Origin of the sequence: Candidatus Pantoea bituminis, assembly GCF_018842675.1 — a bacterium.
Classification (GTDB): Bacteria; Pseudomonadota; Gammaproteobacteria; order Enterobacterales; family Enterobacteriaceae; genus Pantoea; species Pantoea phytostimulans.
The window spans coordinates 2,013,308-2,031,691 of record NZ_JAGTWO010000004.1; the positions used below are offsets into that span (position 1 = coordinate 2,013,308).

At 52.9% G+C, this 18,384-nt stretch carries 8 protein-coding genes and 6 pseudogenes; 7 read left to right on the forward strand and 7 right to left on the reverse strand.

Annotated elements, in window-relative coordinates; genetic code table 11:
- The first annotated feature begins 144 nt into the window (after window positions 1–144).
- Both manA and KQP84_RS13205 read left to right on the forward strand, forming a co-directional pair.
- A complete protein-coding gene (gene manA / locus KQP84_RS13200) occupies window positions 145–1,329 on the forward strand; it encodes a mannose-6-phosphate isomerase (RefSeq protein ID WP_215848282.1) in 1,185 nt (394 codons plus the stop codon).
- A gap of 124 nt (window positions 1,330–1,453) precedes the next feature.
- The gene (locus KQP84_RS13205) at window positions 1,454–2,953 is read left to right on the forward strand and encodes a YdgA family protein (protein ID WP_215846879.1); all 1,500 of its coding nucleotides are present in this window, start codon (window positions 1,454–1,456) and stop codon (window positions 2,951–2,953) included.
- A gap of 100 nt (window positions 2,954–3,053) precedes the next feature.
- Here the strand turns inward: KQP84_RS13205 and uraH are convergent, their stop codons facing one another.
- Window positions 3,054–3,470 (reverse strand): hydroxyisourate hydrolase, encoded by a 417-nt coding sequence (gene uraH / locus KQP84_RS13210; protein ID WP_215846880.1) that lies wholly within the window; start codon window positions 3,468–3,470, stop codon window positions 3,054–3,056.
- Between the two features lie 216 nt (window positions 3,471–3,686).
- A pseudogene (gene malI, locus KQP84_RS13215) lies at window positions 3,687–4,717 on the reverse strand (Mal regulon transcriptional regulator MalI).
- A gap of 181 nt (window positions 4,718–4,898) precedes the next feature.
- Between malI and malX the strand changes: the two are divergent.
- The 3 genes and pseudogenes from malX (at window position 4,899) to add (ending at window position 8,930) form a co-directional block, all read left to right on the forward strand.
- Window positions 4,899–6,488: a maltose/glucose-specific PTS transporter subunit IIBC gene (malX, locus tag KQP84_RS13220; RefSeq protein WP_215848283.1), complete on the forward strand. Its 1,590-nt coding sequence runs from the start codon at window positions 4,899–4,901 to the stop codon at window positions 6,486–6,488.
- 33 nt (window positions 6,489–6,521) lie between these two features.
- Window positions 6,522–7,687, forward strand: a pseudogene (locus KQP84_RS13225) (MalY/PatB family protein).
- A 247-nt stretch (window positions 7,688–7,934) separates the two neighbouring features.
- Entirely contained in the window at window positions 7,935–8,930 is a 996-nt protein-coding gene (gene add, locus KQP84_RS13230) for an adenosine deaminase (protein ID WP_215846881.1), read from the forward strand.
- Between the two features lie 81 nt (window positions 8,931–9,011).
- On the opposite strand, the gene KQP84_RS13235 is transcribed toward add, so the two are convergent.
- From KQP84_RS13235 to KQP84_RS13255, 5 genes and pseudogenes are all read right to left on the reverse strand, one after another.
- Window positions 9,012–10,052 carry an oxidoreductase gene (locus tag KQP84_RS13235; RefSeq protein ID WP_215846882.1) on the reverse strand — a complete coding sequence of 347 codons (1,041 nt, stop codon included), beginning with the start codon at window positions 10,050–10,052 and terminating at the stop codon, window positions 9,012–9,014.
- Window positions 10,053–10,129: 77 nt separating this feature from the next.
- Window positions 10,130–11,046, reverse strand: a pseudogene (gene araC / locus KQP84_RS13240) (arabinose operon transcriptional regulator AraC).
- An 86-nt stretch (window positions 11,047–11,132) separates the two neighbouring features.
- Window positions 11,133–12,119: an L-arabinose ABC transporter permease AraH gene (gene araH, locus KQP84_RS13245; RefSeq protein ID WP_215846883.1), complete on the reverse strand. Its 987-nt coding sequence runs from the start codon at window positions 12,117–12,119 to the stop codon at window positions 11,133–11,135.
- Window positions 12,120–12,131: 12 nt separating this feature from the next.
- Window positions 12,132–13,650, reverse strand: a pseudogene (gene araG / locus KQP84_RS13250) (L-arabinose ABC transporter ATP-binding protein AraG).
- 67 nt (window positions 13,651–13,717) lie between these two features.
- Window positions 13,718–14,700, reverse strand: a pseudogene (locus KQP84_RS13255) (arabinose ABC transporter substrate-binding protein).
- A gap of 366 nt (window positions 14,701–15,066) precedes the next feature.
- Between KQP84_RS13255 and KQP84_RS13260 the strand changes: the two are divergent.
- Both KQP84_RS13260 and araA read left to right on the forward strand, forming a co-directional pair.
- Window positions 15,067–16,752, forward strand: coding sequence for a ribulokinase (locus KQP84_RS13260; RefSeq protein WP_215846884.1), 1,686 nt, complete (start codon window positions 15,067–15,069; stop codon window positions 16,750–16,752).
- Between the two features lie 14 nt (window positions 16,753–16,766).
- Window positions 16,767–18,268: pseudogene (gene araA, locus KQP84_RS13265) on the forward strand (L-arabinose isomerase).
- The last annotated feature ends 116 nt before the right edge of the window (window positions 18,269–18,384 follow it).

Below are 18,384 nucleotides of genomic sequence, written 5' to 3' on the forward strand. Positions count from 1 at the left end.
TAAATTGATCTGGGCGGCCGAGATTCTTACATACAATAATTTAACATTATGCGAGCCTGCCACGCTTATTGCACTTGATATGTATTTTCACTAACACTTTCTGCTTTAATAAACACAATAACTTCCCGTGATTAAGGGTAAATGATGCAAAAACTGAACAATTCGCTGCAAAATTACGCTTGGGGCAGCAAAACGGCCTTAACAGAACTTTATGGCATCGCTAACCCAAAAGGTTTACCGATGGCGGAAATGTGGATGGGTGCGCATCCCAAAAGCCCTTCAACCGTAGACGACCACGGTAAAGTTCGCTCGCTGCGCGACGTAATTGATGCCCATCCAGACGCCATGCTGGGCAATCAGGTGGCTAAGCGCTTTGGTGAACTGCCTTTTCTGTTTAAGGTTTTGTGTGCTGATCAGCCCCTTTCTATTCAGGTGCATCCCAGTAAAAGCGCTGCTGAAGAGGGATTTTCACGGGAAAATGCTGCGTCTATTCCGCTGAATGCCGCCGAACGTAACTATAAAGATGCCAACCATAAACCTGAGCTGGTTTACGCCTTAACCCCTTTTCAGGCGATGAACGGTTTTCGCGCTTTCTCAGAAATGGTTTCTTTGCTGGAGCCCGTTGCGGGCGCGCATCCCCAAATTGCGCATTTTCTTCAGCATCCCGATCAAGAGAATCTTGCAAAATTGTTCACCACGCTGCTTTCGCTGCAAGGCGAAGCTAAATCACTGGCGCTTGGCGTACTGAAATCTGCCCTTAATGCCCGCGAAGGCGAACCCTGGCAGACCATCAAAACCATTGCGCTCGATTACCCAGACGATACCGGCCTGTTTTCTCCTTTACTGCTCAATGTCATTACGCTGCAACCCGGCGAAGCGATGTTCTTGTTTGCCGAAACGCCTCACGCCTACCTGAAAGGTGTTGCGCTGGAAGTGATGGCGAATTCGGATAACGTGTTGCGCGCGGGTTTAACGCCAAAATACATCGATATCCCTGAATTGATGGCGAACGTTAAATTCGTCGAGAAACCTGCCGATCAGTTACTGACACAGCCTGAGGAACAGGAGAGTGAATTACGCTTTCCGATTCCGGTTGATGACTTTGCCTTCGCTATTCATACCTTGAATGCGGTGCCGCAGGCGGTGAGCCAGGAGAGCGCTGCCCTGCTGTTCTGTATTGAAGGTCAGGCAATCATCGCTAAAGGCACAGAGCAAGTGGTGCTCCAGCCTGGTGAATCCTGCTTCGTTGCCGCAAATGAGGCACCGATCACAGTGGCCGGAACGGGACGTTTAGCGCGTGTCTTTAACGACTTACACGGATGCGGCTGACGTTTTGGCGCTTAACTGCTATTATTTCAACCTATTAGCTAAATAACGCCTGCGGGCGTTTTTTCTTCACGCGCCGAACACGATCAGCGGCGTAGGCGGACTCAAGGATAAGGACGACTCAGCAATGAAAAAGACCAACGTTGCCGTGGGTGTGATTGTAGCACTGGGCGTAATCTGGACCGGCGCAGCCTGGTTCACTGGCAAGCAGCTCGAAACGCACATGGATCAACTGGTGCAAAACGCCAACACCCAGTTGAACGCTTACGCACCCAATAGCCGACTGAAGATTAGCTATCAAGATTATCAGCGTGGCGTCTTCAGCAGTCAGACCAAACTGGTGATTCAGGCGACATCGCAAACGGAAGACAATGCTTTGCTGAAGCCGGGTCAAAGCATCGTATTGAATGAAAACATCAGCCACGGCCCTTTCCCGTTTGCCCAGTTAAAACACTTCAATCTTATTCCGAGCATGGCGTCGGTACATACCGAACTGGCTAATACCGATGCGGTGAAAAAGCTGTTTGAGTTGACCAACAATCAGTCTCTGATCAACGCGGAGACGCGCATCGGTTACAGCGGTGCTACCGACACCGCGCTGAAAATCCTGCCTATTGATTATCAAAATGCGCAAACCGGTGAACGTGCTGCAACGAATGGCGGCGTGCTTAACGTCAGCGCTGACAGCAAGGGCGATAAAGTGTCACTGGATAGCGATATCGGTAGCGTTGCGTTAACCAGCAAAAATGAGATGGGCCAGCCGGTGCTGTTCACGCTGAATGGCTTAAAAGTCAGTGGTAACACTCATCTTAGCCCGGAAGGTGTGCGCATCGGCGATCAGGCTATTGAAGTTGAAAAGGTCAATGCCAGCATTAATGGACAAGATGCATTAACACTGCAAAAACTGAAAGGCACTTCCTCCTTTGATAATCAGTCTGGAAAAATCGGTGGCAATATCGATTATCACGTCGACAGCATCCAGCTTCAGCAGCAAGATTTTGGCGAAGCCACGCTGAAAATGAAGCTGTCGCAGTTTGACGCGCAGGCAGTTAAGACCTTCTCTGATAATTACAATGCGCAAATGCAGGATCTGCTTAACCAACAAGGCCTGGCGGATGATCCTATCCGTTATCAAGCGGGCGTTCACACCATTCTGCTGAACAACCTACCGACGCTGTTGAAGGGCTCGCCAGCCATCAGCATCGCGCCGTTGAGTTGGAAGAATGAGAAAGGCGAAAGCAGCTTTAATCTGACCGCTAACTTTAACGATCCGGCAACCGTGACGGGTGAACCACAGAGCCTGAGCGCCATGGTTAATCGTGTATTGAAAACGCTCGACACCAAGCTGAACATTAATATGCCAATGGCTACCGAAACCATGCGCCATGTTGGGCTGGCAGAAGGATATCAGGCAGATGAGGCGCAGAAACTGGCCGATCAGCAGGTCAAAGGTTTAGCGGCAATGGGACAGATGTTCCGTCTGACGCAGCAGCAGGATGATAATATTATTACCAGTCTGCAATATGCTAATGGTCAGGTTAATATGAATGGCGACAAAATGACGCTGGAGCAGTTTTTGTCTCGTTATATGCTCGGTATGCCAACCAATGAAGGCATGCCACAATAAAATTTCGCTATTTAGCGTGAATGAATAACAATGCCGACCCTGAAAGGGGCCGGCATTTTTTTATGCTTTCACTGACGTTTGGTCGGCGACGTTTAATTTATTAGTTGCCGCGATAAGTGGAATAACCAAACGGACTTAACAGCAGCGGAATGTGATAATGCTGACCATTATTTTCTAAGGTAAATTCAACGGGAATTTCAGGGAAGAACGTTTTCTGTTTTTGATTTTTATAATAATCCCCGGTTTTGAACACGACGCGATAATTGCCGCTTGTCGGCGTTTTACCTTGTGGATAGAGCGCTGGAATGCGGCCATTATTATCCGTCACACCAGTAGCCAATTTAATCCATTTATCCTCTTGTTGCTGATCCAGTTCAACCTCAACACCTGCGGTTGGCACGCCGGTTTGCAGGTTCAGGACATGAACGCTCAGCGGATTTTTCATCGCTTCAGGCTGCGCCGCGATGGCTGAAACAGAGGTAGAAAGTAATAACGCCGCCAGTAATGTTGTTTTCATCGGTTCTTCCCTTTATTAGAAATTGAATGCAGCCGAATCTTATAGCCAGCCATGGCGACTTTAAAATTCGCGGGAAAAAATGTGAAATTTCCTAAATTAACGCTGCAAATCCATCCGCTAAATAGTGCAAATTTTACGCGAAATATTCAAAAGGGATGAAATCACGCAAGGCCGTGGGTATGCCTGACGCGGAGAAAAAGATATATGACGAACACGCTAGGCCGACCCCCGCACAATCAGCTGCGGCGGAATAATTAAATCTTGCCGCTCCGCCGTGGGATTTGCCATGCGATATAAAATACGCGCTGCCGCTGCCCGGCCAATATCTCGCGCCGAACTGGTCACAAAGGTCAAAGGTGGATCGGTTAATTCCGCCTGCGGCTCATCACCAAATCCCATCAGCGCCATTTGCTGACCATAATAGCTGTCTACCGCGCCGCGACCAATATCACGCCCGGTGCGCAACAGGCCGAAATAACATCCCATTGCCGTTGATGCGTTATAGGCCAGAATCGCGGTTAATCGAGGATGCTGTTTTAATAGTTGAATAGCCGCGTCGGCGGCTTCTTTTTGCGTGTTACCACACTCTACGATCCATTCCGGGCGAAACGGCAAACCGTATTGCAGTAACGTCGCGCAGTAACCGCCAATACGTTCAGCTCGGGTTAACGACGCGCTGTTTCCGCCCAGCCAACCGATGCGCTGATGTCCCTGACGAATCAAATATTCGGTCGCGAGCCGCGCCGCTTGTGCATTGTCAGGACGAATCGTATCAACGTCATCAACACTGCTGGCACGTGCAGCGCAAACCATCGCGATATTTTGCTCACGCACCCGCGTAATGATTTCTGCGGCCTGATCGGTGCCACCCCTAATACCACGCCATCAACGCCCTGCGACACCAGCGAATCAAAACAGCGATTAAGATGCTGACCTTGCGTGCCGCTCTGGGTGAGAAACAGCAATTTGCCCTGTTTTTCCAATGCTTCACTGAGACCCGCCGTCATTTCGGCATAAAAAGGATGGCTGAGATCGCGCACGATCAAGCCGATCACGCCACTTTCGCCGCCGCGTAAGGTTGATGCAGAACGGTTGCGTACGAAGCCCAGTTGCTCAATAGCCTGATTAACCCGTAACACGGTAGCAGCGGAAATGCGCCCTTTTCCAGAAAGCACCAACGAAACAGTGGTAACGGAAACGCCCGCCGCATCGGCGACATCATTAATGGTGATTTTATGCTGCGACATGGTTTCTCAATACGTAAGCGGTCATAAAGCCTTAAACATTTCGATAAAACGTTACACCGCTGAGGGAAAAATTAATATCGCATGACGCACAAACAGTGTGATTTATCGCGCATTACGGCTTGATAAAACGTTTTATCATCGCATTACTTCCTAACCGTTACTAATCCTTGCTGGAGTCATGATGCCCGCCCCACAACAAAAAATGTCTCTCTGGGAGTTTTTCCAGAGCCTGGGTAAAACCTTTATGCTGCCGGTTGCGCTGTTATCGTTCTGCGGCATTATGCTTGGCATTGGTAGCTCGCTGAGCAGTCACGATGTCCTGACGCTGATTCCTTTACTCGATCAACCCTTGCTGCAATATCTGTTTTTATGGATGGCAAAACTGGGTTCATTCGCCTTCAGCTATTTACCGGTGATGTTTGCCGTCGCTATTCCACTCGGCATGGCGCGTGAGAACAAAGGCGTGGCCGCGTTTTCCGGCTTTGTCGGCTATGCGGTGCTTAACCTCAGTATTAACTTCTGGCTGAACATCAACGGTATTCTGCCGACCACCGATGCCGCGTTATTGAAAGCCAATAACGTGCAGTCGATTCTTGGAATTCAATCCATTGATACCGGGATTTTGGGTGCGGTGATTGTCGGGATTATCGTGTTCTGGCTGCATGAACGCTTTCATCATATCCGCCTACCCGACGCGTTGGCCTTTTTTGGTGGCACGCGTTTCGTTCCCATCATCACCACGCTGGTGCTGGGTGTTGTTGGGTTGATCGTTCCGCTGATTTGGCCGTTTTTTGCTCGCGCCATTACCGGCTTGGGCTGGATGATCAACAGTGCAGGTGATTTCGGCCCGATGATCTTCGGTACCGGCGAGCGCTTGCTGCTGCCGTTTGGCCTGCAACATATTCTGGTTGCGATTATGCGTTTCACCGATGCGGGCGGCACGCTGGATGTCTGCGGCAAAACCGTCAGCGGTGCGCTGACCATCTTCCAGGCGCAACTGGCGTGTCCAGAAACCCACGGATTTGCTGAGAGTGCGACCCGCTTCCTGTCGCAGGGTAAAATGCCGGCCTTCCTGGGCGGGTTGCCCGGTGCGGCATTAGCGATTTATCACTGCGCACGCCCTGAAAATCGCCATAAAATTAAAGGGCTGCTGATTTCCGGCGTGGTTGCCTGCGTGGTGGGTGGCACCACCGAACCGATTGAATTCCTGTTCCTGTTTGTAGCGCCGTTCCTCTATTTACTCCATGCGCTGTTGACCGGTTTAGGCTTCACCATGATGGCGATTCTTGGTGTCACGATTGGTAACACCGACGGCAATATTATCGACTTCGTGGTGTTCGGCGTACTGCATGGATTATCCACGAAATGGTATTGGGTTCCCGTGGTTGCCGCCGTCTGGTTTGTCGGTTATTACGCCATTTTCCGCTTTGCTATCGTGCGGTTTAATATCAAAACGCCAGGGCGGGAAGTCGAAACGGCAAATTCCGTAGAGCAAAAAGTCAGTAGCGCGGGCAAAGGCAAGTCAGGTTACAACTCACCGGCCATTCTTTCGGCGCTGGGTGGCGTTGAAAATATTACCTCACTGGATAACTGCCTGACGCGCCTGCGTTTAACTATCGCCGACATGAGCAAAGTGGATGATGCTGCGTTGAAAGCCAACGGCGCGATCGGCGTGATTCACCTTAATCAAACCAGCTTGCAAGTGGTGATTGGCCCGCAGGTGCAGTCGGTGAAAGACGAGTTGTCACACTTGATGGACGTGACCGCGTAACGTACCTAACCTGCAACCGGAAGAGAAAAGCCAATGTTTGATTTTGATAAGGTCATTGACCGTCGCGGCACGGCATGTACGCAATGGGATTTCGTGGCTGACCGCTTTGGCGTTCCCGACCTGCTGCCGTTCACCATTTCTGATATGGATTTTGCTACCGCGCCCTGCATTTTGCAGGCGTTGGAGCAGCGCGTGCAGCACGGTGTCTTCGGTTACAGCCGCTGGCAGCATGACGCGTTTCTTTCGGCGATTGTTCACTGGATGCATACCCGTTTCGACTATCAGCCTGAAGCACAATCGCTGGTTTACGGGCCTTCGGTGATTTACATGGTGGCGCAGATGCTGCGCCACTGGAGCGATGTGAATGACGAAGTGCTGATCCACACGCCGGCTTACGACGCGTTTTATAAAACCATTTTGGGTAATCAACGCCAGGTTTTGGACATGCCATTGTTTAACAGCGCACAAGGCTGGCTCTGTGACATGACTAAACTTGAGGCGCTGCTGGCCCGCCCAACCTGTAAGGTGATGCTGCTGTGCAGTCCACACAATCCCACCGGCAAAGTCTGGACGCTGGAGGAGTTGCAGCAGATGGCTGCATTGTGTGAGCGGCATGGTGTGCGTGTCATCAGTGATGAAATCCACATGGATATGGTGATGGGCAGCCAGCCGCATACGCCGTGGGCGAAGGTGGCGCGCAGCGATTGGGCGCTGTTTACCTCGGCGTCAAAGAGCTTCAACATCCCGGCACTGACTGGCGCGTGGGGAGTCATTCCCCGTCAATGTGATCGTGCCGCCTGGTTTCAGGCACTGAAAAACAGCGATGGCCTCTCTTCGCCTGCCGTGCTGGCCGTTGCTGCGCACATCGCTGCTTATCGTGAGGGCGCGACGTGGTTAGATGCTTTACGCACCTATTTGCAAAGCAATTTGACCTGCGTGGCTGAACGCCTGAATAGCGCGTTTCCGCTTCTCAACTGGCGCCTGCCGCAAGCGACGTATCTGGCGTGGATCGATCTTAACCCGCTGGGCATTGACGAAGACGCTTTGCAGCAAACGCTGATTCACCAGCAAAAAGTGGCGATCATGCCGGGATCGACGTATGGCGCTGCCAGCCGCGGTTTTTACGTCTTAATGTTGGCTGCCCACGCAGCAAAGTGGAAGACGGCGTCTCTCGCTTGATTGCGGCCCTTCAGACCTGACAATTCAGGCCCTGACGCGCTTATTGGCCGGGCGGCAATCCACACCGCCCGGCTTTCCCGCACAATTAACCAGCATCCAGCCATGCTGTTGCGCAAATTGCTGGCGCTGTTGCGCAAGATGTTTTTATAATCCTCTGCACTTCTCATCGACTTCTCTAAAACTTCTCAAGTACTTCTCGATATCGTTATCGACAGTATCTTCGATAGAGTTTCTTCGATAAATAACCGACAACTGAGCGAGTGCGCCATGATTGAATCACACCTTCCCCTGACCGATATTCATCGCCATCTTGATGGCAACATTCGTGCACAAACTATTCTCGATTTAGGCCGCCAGTTTAATCTTACCCTGCCCGCCAACAGTTTAGAGGCGCTGCGCCCACATGTGCAGGTCACGCAAAACGAGCCGGATTTGGTCAGCTTCCTGCAAAAGCTGGATTGGGGCGTAAAAGTGTTGGGCAATCTGGACGCGTGCCGCCGTATCGCAATGGAAAATGTCGAAGACGCCGCGCGCGCAGGCATTCACTACGCTGAACTGCGTTTTTCACCCGGTTACATGGCGATGAACCATAACCTGCCGATTGCCGGTGTGGTGGAAGCGGTGATTGACGGCATCAAAGCGGGTTGCCAGCAGCACGCCATTGATATTCGTCTGATTGGCATTATGAGCCGTACTTTTGGCGATGAAGCGTGCCTGAATGAGCTGGAAGGATTGCTGGCACATCGCGATCATATCACTGCAGTGGATTTAGCCGGTGACGAACTGGGTTTCCCCGGCAGCGAATTTCTCAGCCATTTCACTCGTGCGCGTGATGCCGGTTTCCGCGTTACGGTGCATGCAGGTGAAGCTGCGGGCCCAGAAAGTATCTGGCAAGCCATCCGTGAACTGGGCGCAGAACGCATCGGCCATGGTGTGAAAGCGATTGAAGATCGCGCATTAATGGATTTCCTGGCGGAGCATCATATTGGTATTGAGTCCTGCCTGACCTCCAATATTCAAACCAGCACCGTGAAATCACTGGCGCAGCATCCGTTAAAGACCTTCCTGGAGCATGGCATTCTTGCCACGATCAACACTGATGATCCCGCCGTTCAGGGCATTGAGCTGGCGCATGAGTATCAGCACGCCGCGCCTGCTGCCGGTTTGAGCCAGGCTCAGATGCGCCAGGCGCAGGAGAATGGATTAGCTATCGCTTTCCTGAGCAATGACGAAAAAGCGGCAATTCGGGCGAAAATTCAGTAAAACATGCCGTCATTGATGCATAAAAAACGGGCCTGCATGGCCCGTTTTCTTTTCTGTCACGTACAGGTGCTTCAGTAACCTTTACTTCAGCGACAAAGTCTGGCGTTTCTCAGCCGATTGCAGACCCAATTCGATCAGCTCCATCACCTGAATAGCCTCTTCAGCGGTGACCGGATTATTGCCGCGCCCTGCTATCGCATCACGCACTGCGGCATAGTAGGCAGGATAATTGCCTGGCTGCGTCATCAGCGTTTTTTCGGTCATGCCGTCGCCTTCAACCAGCGTCAGTTGGCCATCTCGCATATCGTAACCCCACTCTTCTTTCGGTGGGAAATCGCCAGATTTCAGGCGATCTTCCTGCGGGTCAAGACCATATTTAACGTAGCTGCCTTTGGTGCCGTGCACCACATAACGGGGTGATTCAGCCGCCACCAGCATGCTGGCATGCAGCACAACACGACGTTGCGGATAAGTCAGCGTGGCGTGGAAATAATCGGTGGTCTGCGCACCGGGACGCATCTCGGCAAGATCAACGTTAATCGCAACCGGTGAACCAAACAGTTGAATCGCCTGATCCAGCAAATGCGGGCCTAAATCGTACCAAATGCCGCTGCCTGCACCTTTCATTTCACGCCAGCGCTGGCGCACTTCTAAACGGAAGCGATCAAAATGCGATTCCAGATAACGGACTTCGCCCAGCGTGCCCTCAGCCAGAAGCTGTTTGAGCGTCAGGAAGTCGCTGTCCCAGCGGCGATTATGAAACACAGAAAGCAGCAGACCTTTGGCCTTGGCGAGGTTATCCAGCTCACGCGCTTGTGACAACGTCACGGTGAAAGGCTTGTCTACCACCACATGTTTACCCGCATTCAGGGCCGCTTTTGCCAGCGGAAAGTGGGTGTCGTTCGGCGTGGGGATAACAATTAATTGCAGAGTAGGATCATCGAGCAGCGCTTGAGGATCAGCTACCACCTGAACAGATGGCCAGTCGGCGTGCACTTTGCTGGCATCGCTGCTGGAAATAGCAGCCAGCTCAACGTCCGGCGTGCCCGCAATCAGCGGTGCATGAAACGTTTTGCTGGCGAAGCCATATCCCATCAAACCAACACGAAGTTTATCGCTCATTCTCATTCCTCTTGTTCGCTAGTGTGACTGATTTAAGACCATTAGCCAGGCGAGGACAAGGAGGAATCCCCTAAAAATCAGGAGATAGCACTTCGTGCCATTGGCCAGGCAGTTTGCGCAGCCAGGCTGTCGTGCCCATCCAGATTGCGACGGCGGAAATCGCTGGGACTCACGCCAACGCGTTTACGGAACACGCGTGAGAAGTAGAGTTGATCATCATAACCGACTTCACGGCCAATAGTCGCAATCGGTTCCTGGGTGGTTTGCAGCAGCAGTTTCGCGCGAATAACTCGTTGATCTTCGCGCCAGCGCAGCAGATTAACACCCATTTGTTCGCGGAACAGATGCGCAAGCCGTGAAGGCGAAAGGCAAACGTGACGCGCTACGTCTTCAATTTTCACTTCGCTCGCCAAATGATTTGTCACGTACTGGCAAGCTTCAATCACGCGCGGATCGCGCACTTGCTGATGACTGCGCGGATCTTCCTCTACCGCACGCAGCAAAAGCCGCTCGAGCAAATTCATCGCCAACTCTTCAGCGAAGCGGCGGCCTGAATTATGGGTTTGCTCTATGCTGGCGAACAGGCGATCAAATTCCCCCGCAGTGATTCAGGAAGCTGTAATCGACCTACGCCCTCTTTCTCATCTTGCCATTGCAGCCAGTCATTCCAGTAAGCACGCGGGCGGAAATAGACCCAACGGTGAAACCATTGAGGACTGTCGGGCGCGCGACCATAATAGTGGGCCGTTTTTGGCTGAAACAGCAGCATTTCGCCCGGTTCACACTCAAAAGCCTTTTCGCCATCAAAAACCTGACCTTTGCCTTTGATGGTCAAATTCAGGATGTAGCCTTTCATGCCATGCGGACGATCGATAAAGAAATCCAGCGGTCCATCCGCTGTAATCGGCGTTAAACCTGCTACCAGCCAGGCGTTAAACGAGTAACCCGGCAACAAGGGATTGTGTTGTTCCGCAGCCAATTCACGGTGATACATAGTGCCCTCACATCGTCGTTAATTGTTCAAACGCGGACGCTGCTTGCGTCCGCGTGGTTACTGAAAACGGCGTCATTGCCCCTGAATCAGGCTTTGTGTTTTTGTTTGTAGCGGTCGAAAATTACCGCGGCTAACAGTATCAAACCACGCACCACATACTGTGAGAATGGCGAGATATTCAATAAATTCATCGCATTCTCAACGGTACCGAGAATCAACACCCCGGCGACGACATAGGAGATCTTGCCAATCCCACCCTTAAGGGACACGCCGCCTAACACGCAGGCTGAAATCACCACCAGCTCATAACCCAGCGAGGTCATCGGCTGACCGCTGGTCATACGCGAAGCCAGAATGATGCCCGCTGCAGCCGAGACCAGCCCGGAAAGAATGAAGATGATGATGCGAGTACGCACCACGGGCACACCCGCCAGGCGCGCAGCCTCTTCGTTACCGCCAATCGCAAGCGTATTACGCCCAAAGGTCGTTTTATTCAGCAAGAAACCGAAAATCAGCATGGTCGCGATGGTGAGCCAAATCGGCGCGGGAATCCCCAGCCAGTTGGCAAAACCCAGAGCGAAAAAGCGCTCGTCCTCAATCCCTACGGCTTTGCCGTCAGAGAAGATGTAGGCCAGACCGCGCACAATTTGCATCGTTGCCAGCGTGGTGATCAGCGCATTGATTTTTAGACGCGCAATCACGAACCCATTAACGAATCCGGTCAGCATGCCCAGCACCAGGCCTGCAGCAACGCCAATCCACAGGCTTTCCGTCATGTTAATCACCACGGCGGTGACGACACCGGCGCAGGCAATCACTGACGCAACCGACAGGTCAAAATCGCCGGATGCCAGACAGAACAACATGCCGCAGGCGACCATGCCAGACATCGACATCGCCAATCCCAGGCCTTTCATATTGATGAACGAGCCGAAATTCGGCACAAAGACTGCACAGGCAACGAACAGCAGCGCAAACACCACCAGCATGCCGAAGTTGTCCCAGATACGCCCAAACTGCAGGCCGCTGCGTGAGGCTGGCGGCGGCGTATTAGATGTCGTGGATGAAGCCATGTTGATCTCCTGTCAGGCCACGGCGGCCGCTTGAGTAGTTTTCGGCATCGCCAGGCTCAGCGTTTGCTGCTCCGTAGCATCGTCGTGCATTATTTCACCGGCAATCGCACCTTCACGCATGACCACGATGCGGTCAGCGAGACCCATGACTTCCGGTAAGTCGCTGGAGGCAAACAGCACCGCAATACCTCTGTTCGCCAGTTGATAAATCAGGTTATAAATTTCATGTTTAGCGCCCACGTCAATGCCGCGCGTCGGTTCATCCAGCAGGATCACTTTCATCTCTTCCGACAACCAGCGGCCCAGAATCGCCTTTTGCTGATTCCCCCGGAGAGGTTCATGATCAGCTGTTCGGCACCGGGCGTTTTGATATTGAGCGAACGAATATGGTTATCCGCGTTTTTCGTTTCCCAGCCCTGTTTAATCAGGCATCCCGCCGCCAGGTTATGGCGTCGCGCACTGATGTTGATGTTGTCACGGACCGAGTGCACCGGGATAATCCCTTCCGTTTTGCGATCTTCCGGGCAGAGCATGACGCCCGCGCGAATCGCATCAATCGGTTCACGTAGCGTTAATGGTTTACCGTCCAGCCTGACCTGCCCACCGCGCAGTCGCGTCGCACCAAACAGCCCTTTCAGCAGTTCGCTGCGTCCTGCACCGACCAGACCAAACAAGCCAACAATTTCCCCTGCATGAACGTGCAGCGAAATCGGGGTGCGTACGCCCTTCGCTTCGACCTTGTCCAGCTCCAGTCGCACCGCGCCTTTTTCACGTGGCGCATAGCCGTAAATGTCGCCGAGGTTTCGTCCGACCATTGCCTGTACTAAATCATCGTGATGCGTGGTAGCCATGTCGGTGAATGTGCGCACATAGCGGCCATCTTTGAACACGGTAATGGCATCGCTCAGTGCAAAGATCTCTTCCATGCGATGCGATACATACAGCACCACACGTCCCTCTGCGCGCAGCTGACGAATCACGCGGAAGAGATTGTCGATCTCACGCGCTGACAGCGAACTGGTCGGTTCATCAAAGGCGATGATGCGGGCATTGCGTGCCAGCGCCTTGGCAATTTCTACCATCTGCCACTGACCCAGCGACAGGTATTTCAGCGGCATGTCGGGATCGATATCCATACCCAAATTTTTAAGCTGCAAACCCGCTTCGTAACGCAGTAGCTTGCGATTAACCAAGCCATGTTTGTGTGGCATCTGACCGAGATAGATATTTTCCGCCACGCTCATTTCCGGGATGAGATGCAGCTCTTGATAAATAATCGCCACGCCTGCATCGAGCGCATCGGTGGTGAGCTGGAAACTCATCGGCTTGCCTTTGATGCGGATTTCACCCCGCTAGGCTGGTAGCTGCCGCTGAGGATTTTTAACAGCGTCGATTTACCGGCACCGTTTTCACCCATCAGCGCGTGAACCTGGCCGCCGTGACACTCAAACGAGATATCCTGCAACGCTTTCACGCCGGGGAAGGTTTTACTGATGCCATGAAACGACAGAAAGGCTGAATCAGTGTTCATGGAAACTCCATTGGGTTAGCCGAGGAGATTCCGCACCTTGATACAGGTGCGGAAGCGCTGTGCGGGTTTACATCAACCCTTTCTTCGCCAGTTCCGTTTTAAAGTTGTCACGGGTGATCAACACCACGTCGGTCACTTCAGTAAATTTCGGCGGTTCTGCCCCTTTGCTTACCCAGTTGTAGAGCATCTGGCTGCTCTTATAACCGTGTACATCCGGGCTTGGCAGCAGCGACCCGTAGAATCCGGTCGCGTTGTTTTTGGAGAGTTCACTGATGGCATCCACACCGTTGATACCGATACCGATAACGTCAGCGGCTTTAAAGCCCTGACCTTCTGTCGCACGCACACCACCCAGCACGGTGTTGTCGTTCATGCCAACAATCAGCCAATGTTTCACTTCAGGATGCTGCACCAGCAAAGAGTTACCGGCATCAAACGCGCCAGGAATATCATTGGATTTGGTCGGGACTTGATAGATTTGGCCAGCCGGGAAACCGGCTGCTTTGATCGCGTCCATTGAACCGCCGGTACGACGGCGCGCCGTGTCGAGTTCGTTGGCGGTGATCGCCATCACGGCGGTGCTTTTCACATCCCAGCCGCGTTTTTGCATCTCTTTATAGAGTTCTTGCCCCTGACGCTCACCGATTTTGGTCGCCGCCATCATCACTAACGGCACGGTATCCATCGGCTTGCCCTTGGCCGTCACAAATTGATCATCGACCGCGATAACTTTCATGTCATAGCTGCGGGCTTTGGCCGCAATAGCGGAACCGAGTTTGGGATCGGGTGTACAGATAACGAAACCTTTCGCGCCGCTGGCAGCCAGGCTGTCGATGGCATTAAGAGTTTTTTCACCATCGGGAACGGCAATTTTGATCACCTCAAAGCCCAAATCTTTTCCGGCTTTATCGGCGAATTTCCATTCGGTCTGGAACCAGGGTTCCTCCGGTTGCTTGACTAAAAACCAAGCTTCATGGTCTCGGCGATAGCGGATTGTGACATAACCGCTGCCAGCCCAATGACCGCGAACGCTTTAGTGAATTTATGCATGATGCTCTCCGGCGCTAGTTGTTTTATCGCTGCTAATAACGAATCGGTGTAAACGCTACCAGTCAATTTTGTTTTTTAGGGACAGATGTAAATCAGTGCGTTAGGAAGCGAGTTGGTGATTGCCTGTTCAAACGCTGCGCTAGTTTTAGCTGGAATGGAGAAGAAAAATGTAGAGCGGTATCACATCTTCAAATCACGGCAAATTGGTCCATATATTCAGCGATTTTAACCGGTACTTAACTTTTGCCATGGATCACAAAATCATTACTGATGGCAGAAAAGTGCATATTCTCAGCCAGCGATGACTAACCCTTAATCTGTGTCAATTCCAGGATAGGAGCATCAATACACAACAGGAGATATCCGATGCGGGCCATCACCCTCGGACTGGATTTTGGCAGTGATTCGGTACGTGCATTGGCGGTGGATTGCCAGAGCGGCAAAGAGCTTGAAAGCGCAGTCGTTAATTACTCGCGCTGGCAGCAAGGCCTTTATAGCGATCCTCACACCAACCGCTTTCGTCACCATCCGCAGGACTACATCGACGCCATGGAGCAGGCGATGCTGGGTGTGCTCAACGCGCTGAGTGCGGAACAACGCGCCGCCGTCGTTGGCATTGGCGTGGATACCACCGGTTCAACGCCCGCCCCGATTGATCGTGACGGCAATGTGTTAGCGCTGCGTCCGGAATTTGCTGACAATCCCAACGCAATGTTTGTGCTGTGGAAAGATCACACCGCTATTGAAGAAGCTGAAGAGATCAATCAGCTCTGTCACAGCGGCCGCTTCCCGGACTACAGCCGCTACATTGGTGGCATTTACTCCTCTGAATGGTTTTGGGCCAAGATTTTGCACGTGTCGCGTGAAGATGATGCGGTACGTGAAGCGGCGGTGTCATGGGTGGAGCTGTGTGATTGGGTACCCGCTTTACTGAGCGGAACTACCGCGCCCGCGCAACTGCGCCGGGGACGCTGTGCCGCCGGTCATAAAGCGTTGTGGCATCCCGAGTGGAATGGTTTGCCGGATGTAGATTTCCTCAATGCATTGGATCCGTTGCTGACGCAGCAACTCGATTCGCCGCTGTTTGAAGAGACCTGGACCGCAGATATTCCGGTCGGCACCCTCAGCGATCACTGGGCACAGCGCCTGGGTTTGACGCAAAAAGTGACCCTTTCAGGCGGCGCCTTTGATTGCCATATGGGCGCAGTCGGCGGCGGTGCCAAGCCTTATACCTTGGTTAAAGTGATCGGTACATCAACCTGCGACATCCTGATCGCCGATGCTGAAACCGTGGGTGATCGCGCCATTAAGGGGATTTGTGGTCAGGTTGACGGCAGCGTGATGCCTGGTGCCATTGGCTGCGAAGCGGGACAATCGGCGTTCGGCGATATCTACGCCTGGTTTAGCCGACTGCTGGGCTGGCCGCTGCAACAGGCCGCTGAGCAACATCCTGAATTGAAGCCGCAGCTCGCCGCGCTACAAAAAGATCTGATTAAAAATCTTACCCATGCCTGGGCAGCGGATCCAAAACTGGAGCATTTACCGGTGGTGCTGGACTGGTTCAACGGTCGTCGCACCCCAAATGCCAATCAACGTCTGAAAGGCGTGATCACCGATCTTAACCTCGGCACTGACGCGCCTGCACTGTTTGGCGGATTGATCGCTGCCACGGCCTTCGGTGCCCGCGCCATTATGGAATGTTTTGAGCAGCAACAGATTCCTGTTGAGAACATCCTGACGCTGGGCGGCATTGCACGTAAATCCCCTGCCATCATGCAGGCTTGCTGCGATGTGATGAACCGTCCACTGGATATCGTCGCCTCGGATGAGTGCTGCGCCCTGGGCGCCGCAATTTTTGCCGCAGTCGCCGCAGGCGTTTACGCCAGCGTACCCGATGCCCAACAGGTAATGGCCAGCCCGATTGCCGTCACCTTACAGCCCGATCAGGCGCGCGTGGCGCGCTATCAGCAGCTTTATCAACGCTATCAAGAATGGTCCGTGACGGCAGAACCGCATTACGCCGCACGTCCCGCTTCCGTTTCCGCTACGTAGTCAGGAGAGAGTTTATGGAACAGTTTAAAGCGCACAGCGTATGGTTTGTGATTGGCACACAGCATCTTTACGGAGCGGAAACGTTACGTCAGGTTGAACAGCATGCACAACAGGTTGTGGAAGGCTTGAATCAGGCGTCTGGCATTCCGCTGCGTCTGGAGCTTAAGCCGCTGGTGAAATCCCCCGACGAAGCGCTGGCGCTGTGTCGGGACGCGAATCACGATCAACATTGCGTTGGGATCATTACCTGGCTGCACACCTTTTCCCCGCCAAGATGTGGATCGGTGGCCTGAGCGTCCTGAATAAGCCGCTGCTGCAATTCCATACCCAATTTAATGCTGAGATCCCGTGGGACAGCATGGATATGGATTTTATGAACCTGAACCAGACCGCACACGGCGGCCGTGAGTTTGGCTTCATCGGTGCACGCATGGGGTTACAACACAGCGTAGTAACCGGCCATTGGCAGGATGCACAAAGCCAGCAGCGTATCGGCAACTGGATGCGTGCAGCGGTGGCAAAACAGGCCAGCCAGCAGCTGAAGGTGGCCCGTTTTGGCGACAACATGCGTGAAGTGGCCGTGACCGAAGGCGATAAAGTGGCCGCACAAATCCAGTTTGGTTATTCAGTAAACGGCTGGGGCGTGGGCGATTTAGTCGACGTGATTAACAGCGTCAGCGATGGCGACGTAAATGCGCTGCTTGATGAGTATGAAAGCCTTTATCGCTTTACCGACGTGGCGGCGACCGGCGGAGAAAAGCGCCAGAACGTTCTGGATGCAGCCCGTATTGAACTGGGACTGAAGCGTTTTCTTGAAGGCGAAGGTTGCCACGCGTTCACCACTAACTTCCAGACGCTGCACGGTATGACACAGTTGCCGGGCTTAGCGGTGCAGCGCTTGATGGGACAAGGTTATGGTTTTGCCGGTGAAGGTGACTGGAAAACTGCCGCGCTACTGCGTATTTTCAAAATCCTCGCGGGCGATCGGCCTGGCGGCACCTCCTTTATGGAGGATTACACCTATCACTTCTCACCAGGCAACGATCTGGTACTGGGTTCGCACATGCTGGAAGTTTGCCCTTCTATTGCGATTGAAGAGAAGCCGCTGATCGATGTGCAGTTCCTCGGCATTGGCGACAAAGCCGATCCGGCGCGCATGATCTTCTCTACACCGGCAGGCCGTGCAATTAACGCCAGCGTGATTGATATGGGCGATCGTTTCCGCTTACTGGTGAACGTGGTCGATGCGATTGAACAGCCAAAACCGCTGCCGAAGTTGCCGGTGGCCCGCGCCTTATGGCGTGCGCAACCTTCGCTGGCGACAGCCTCAGAGGCGTGGATTTTAGCCGGTGGCGCGCACCATACGGTATTCAGCCAGGCGTTAACGCTGGATGATATGTATCTGTATGGCGAGATGAACGACATCGAAGTGTTGGTGATTGATGAACAGACGCAATTGCCATCATTCAAAGATGCGCTGCGCTGGAATGAAGCCTATTACCGCATGAAACGTTGATAAGTTAGCGGGTTTACTCTCATTCAGCGGTAAAAAAACGGAGCGGTCAGTCGCACTTGATGGGCAGCTCCGTAAAGACGCCATTGCACGTCCGCCCTATCCCCGGCGGACGTTTT

Coding starts and splice junctions, on each gene's coding strand:
- manA (WP_215848282.1), top strand. CDS start 145: ATGCAAAAACTGAACAATTCGCTGCAAAATTACGCTTGGGGCAGCAAA.
- KQP84_RS13205 (WP_215846879.1), top strand. CDS start 1,454: ATGAAAAAGACCAACGTTGCCGTGGGTGTGATTGTAGCACTGGGCGTA.
- uraH (WP_215846880.1), bottom strand. CDS start 3,470: ATGAAAACAACATTACTGGCGGCGTTATTACTTTCTACCTCTGTTTCA.
- malX (WP_215848283.1), top strand. CDS start 4,899: ATGCCCGCCCCACAACAAAAAATGTCTCTCTGGGAGTTTTTCCAGAGC.
- add (WP_215846881.1), top strand. CDS start 7,935: ATGATTGAATCACACCTTCCCCTGACCGATATTCATCGCCATCTTGAT.
- KQP84_RS13235 (WP_215846882.1), bottom strand. CDS start 10,052: ATGAGCGATAAACTTCGTGTTGGTTTGATGGGATATGGCTTCGCCAGC.
- araH (WP_215846883.1), bottom strand. CDS start 12,119: ATGGCTTCATCCACGACATCTAATACGCCGCCGCCAGCCTCACGCAGC.
- KQP84_RS13260 (WP_215846884.1), top strand. CDS start 15,067: ATGCGGGCCATCACCCTCGGACTGGATTTTGGCAGTGATTCGGTACGT.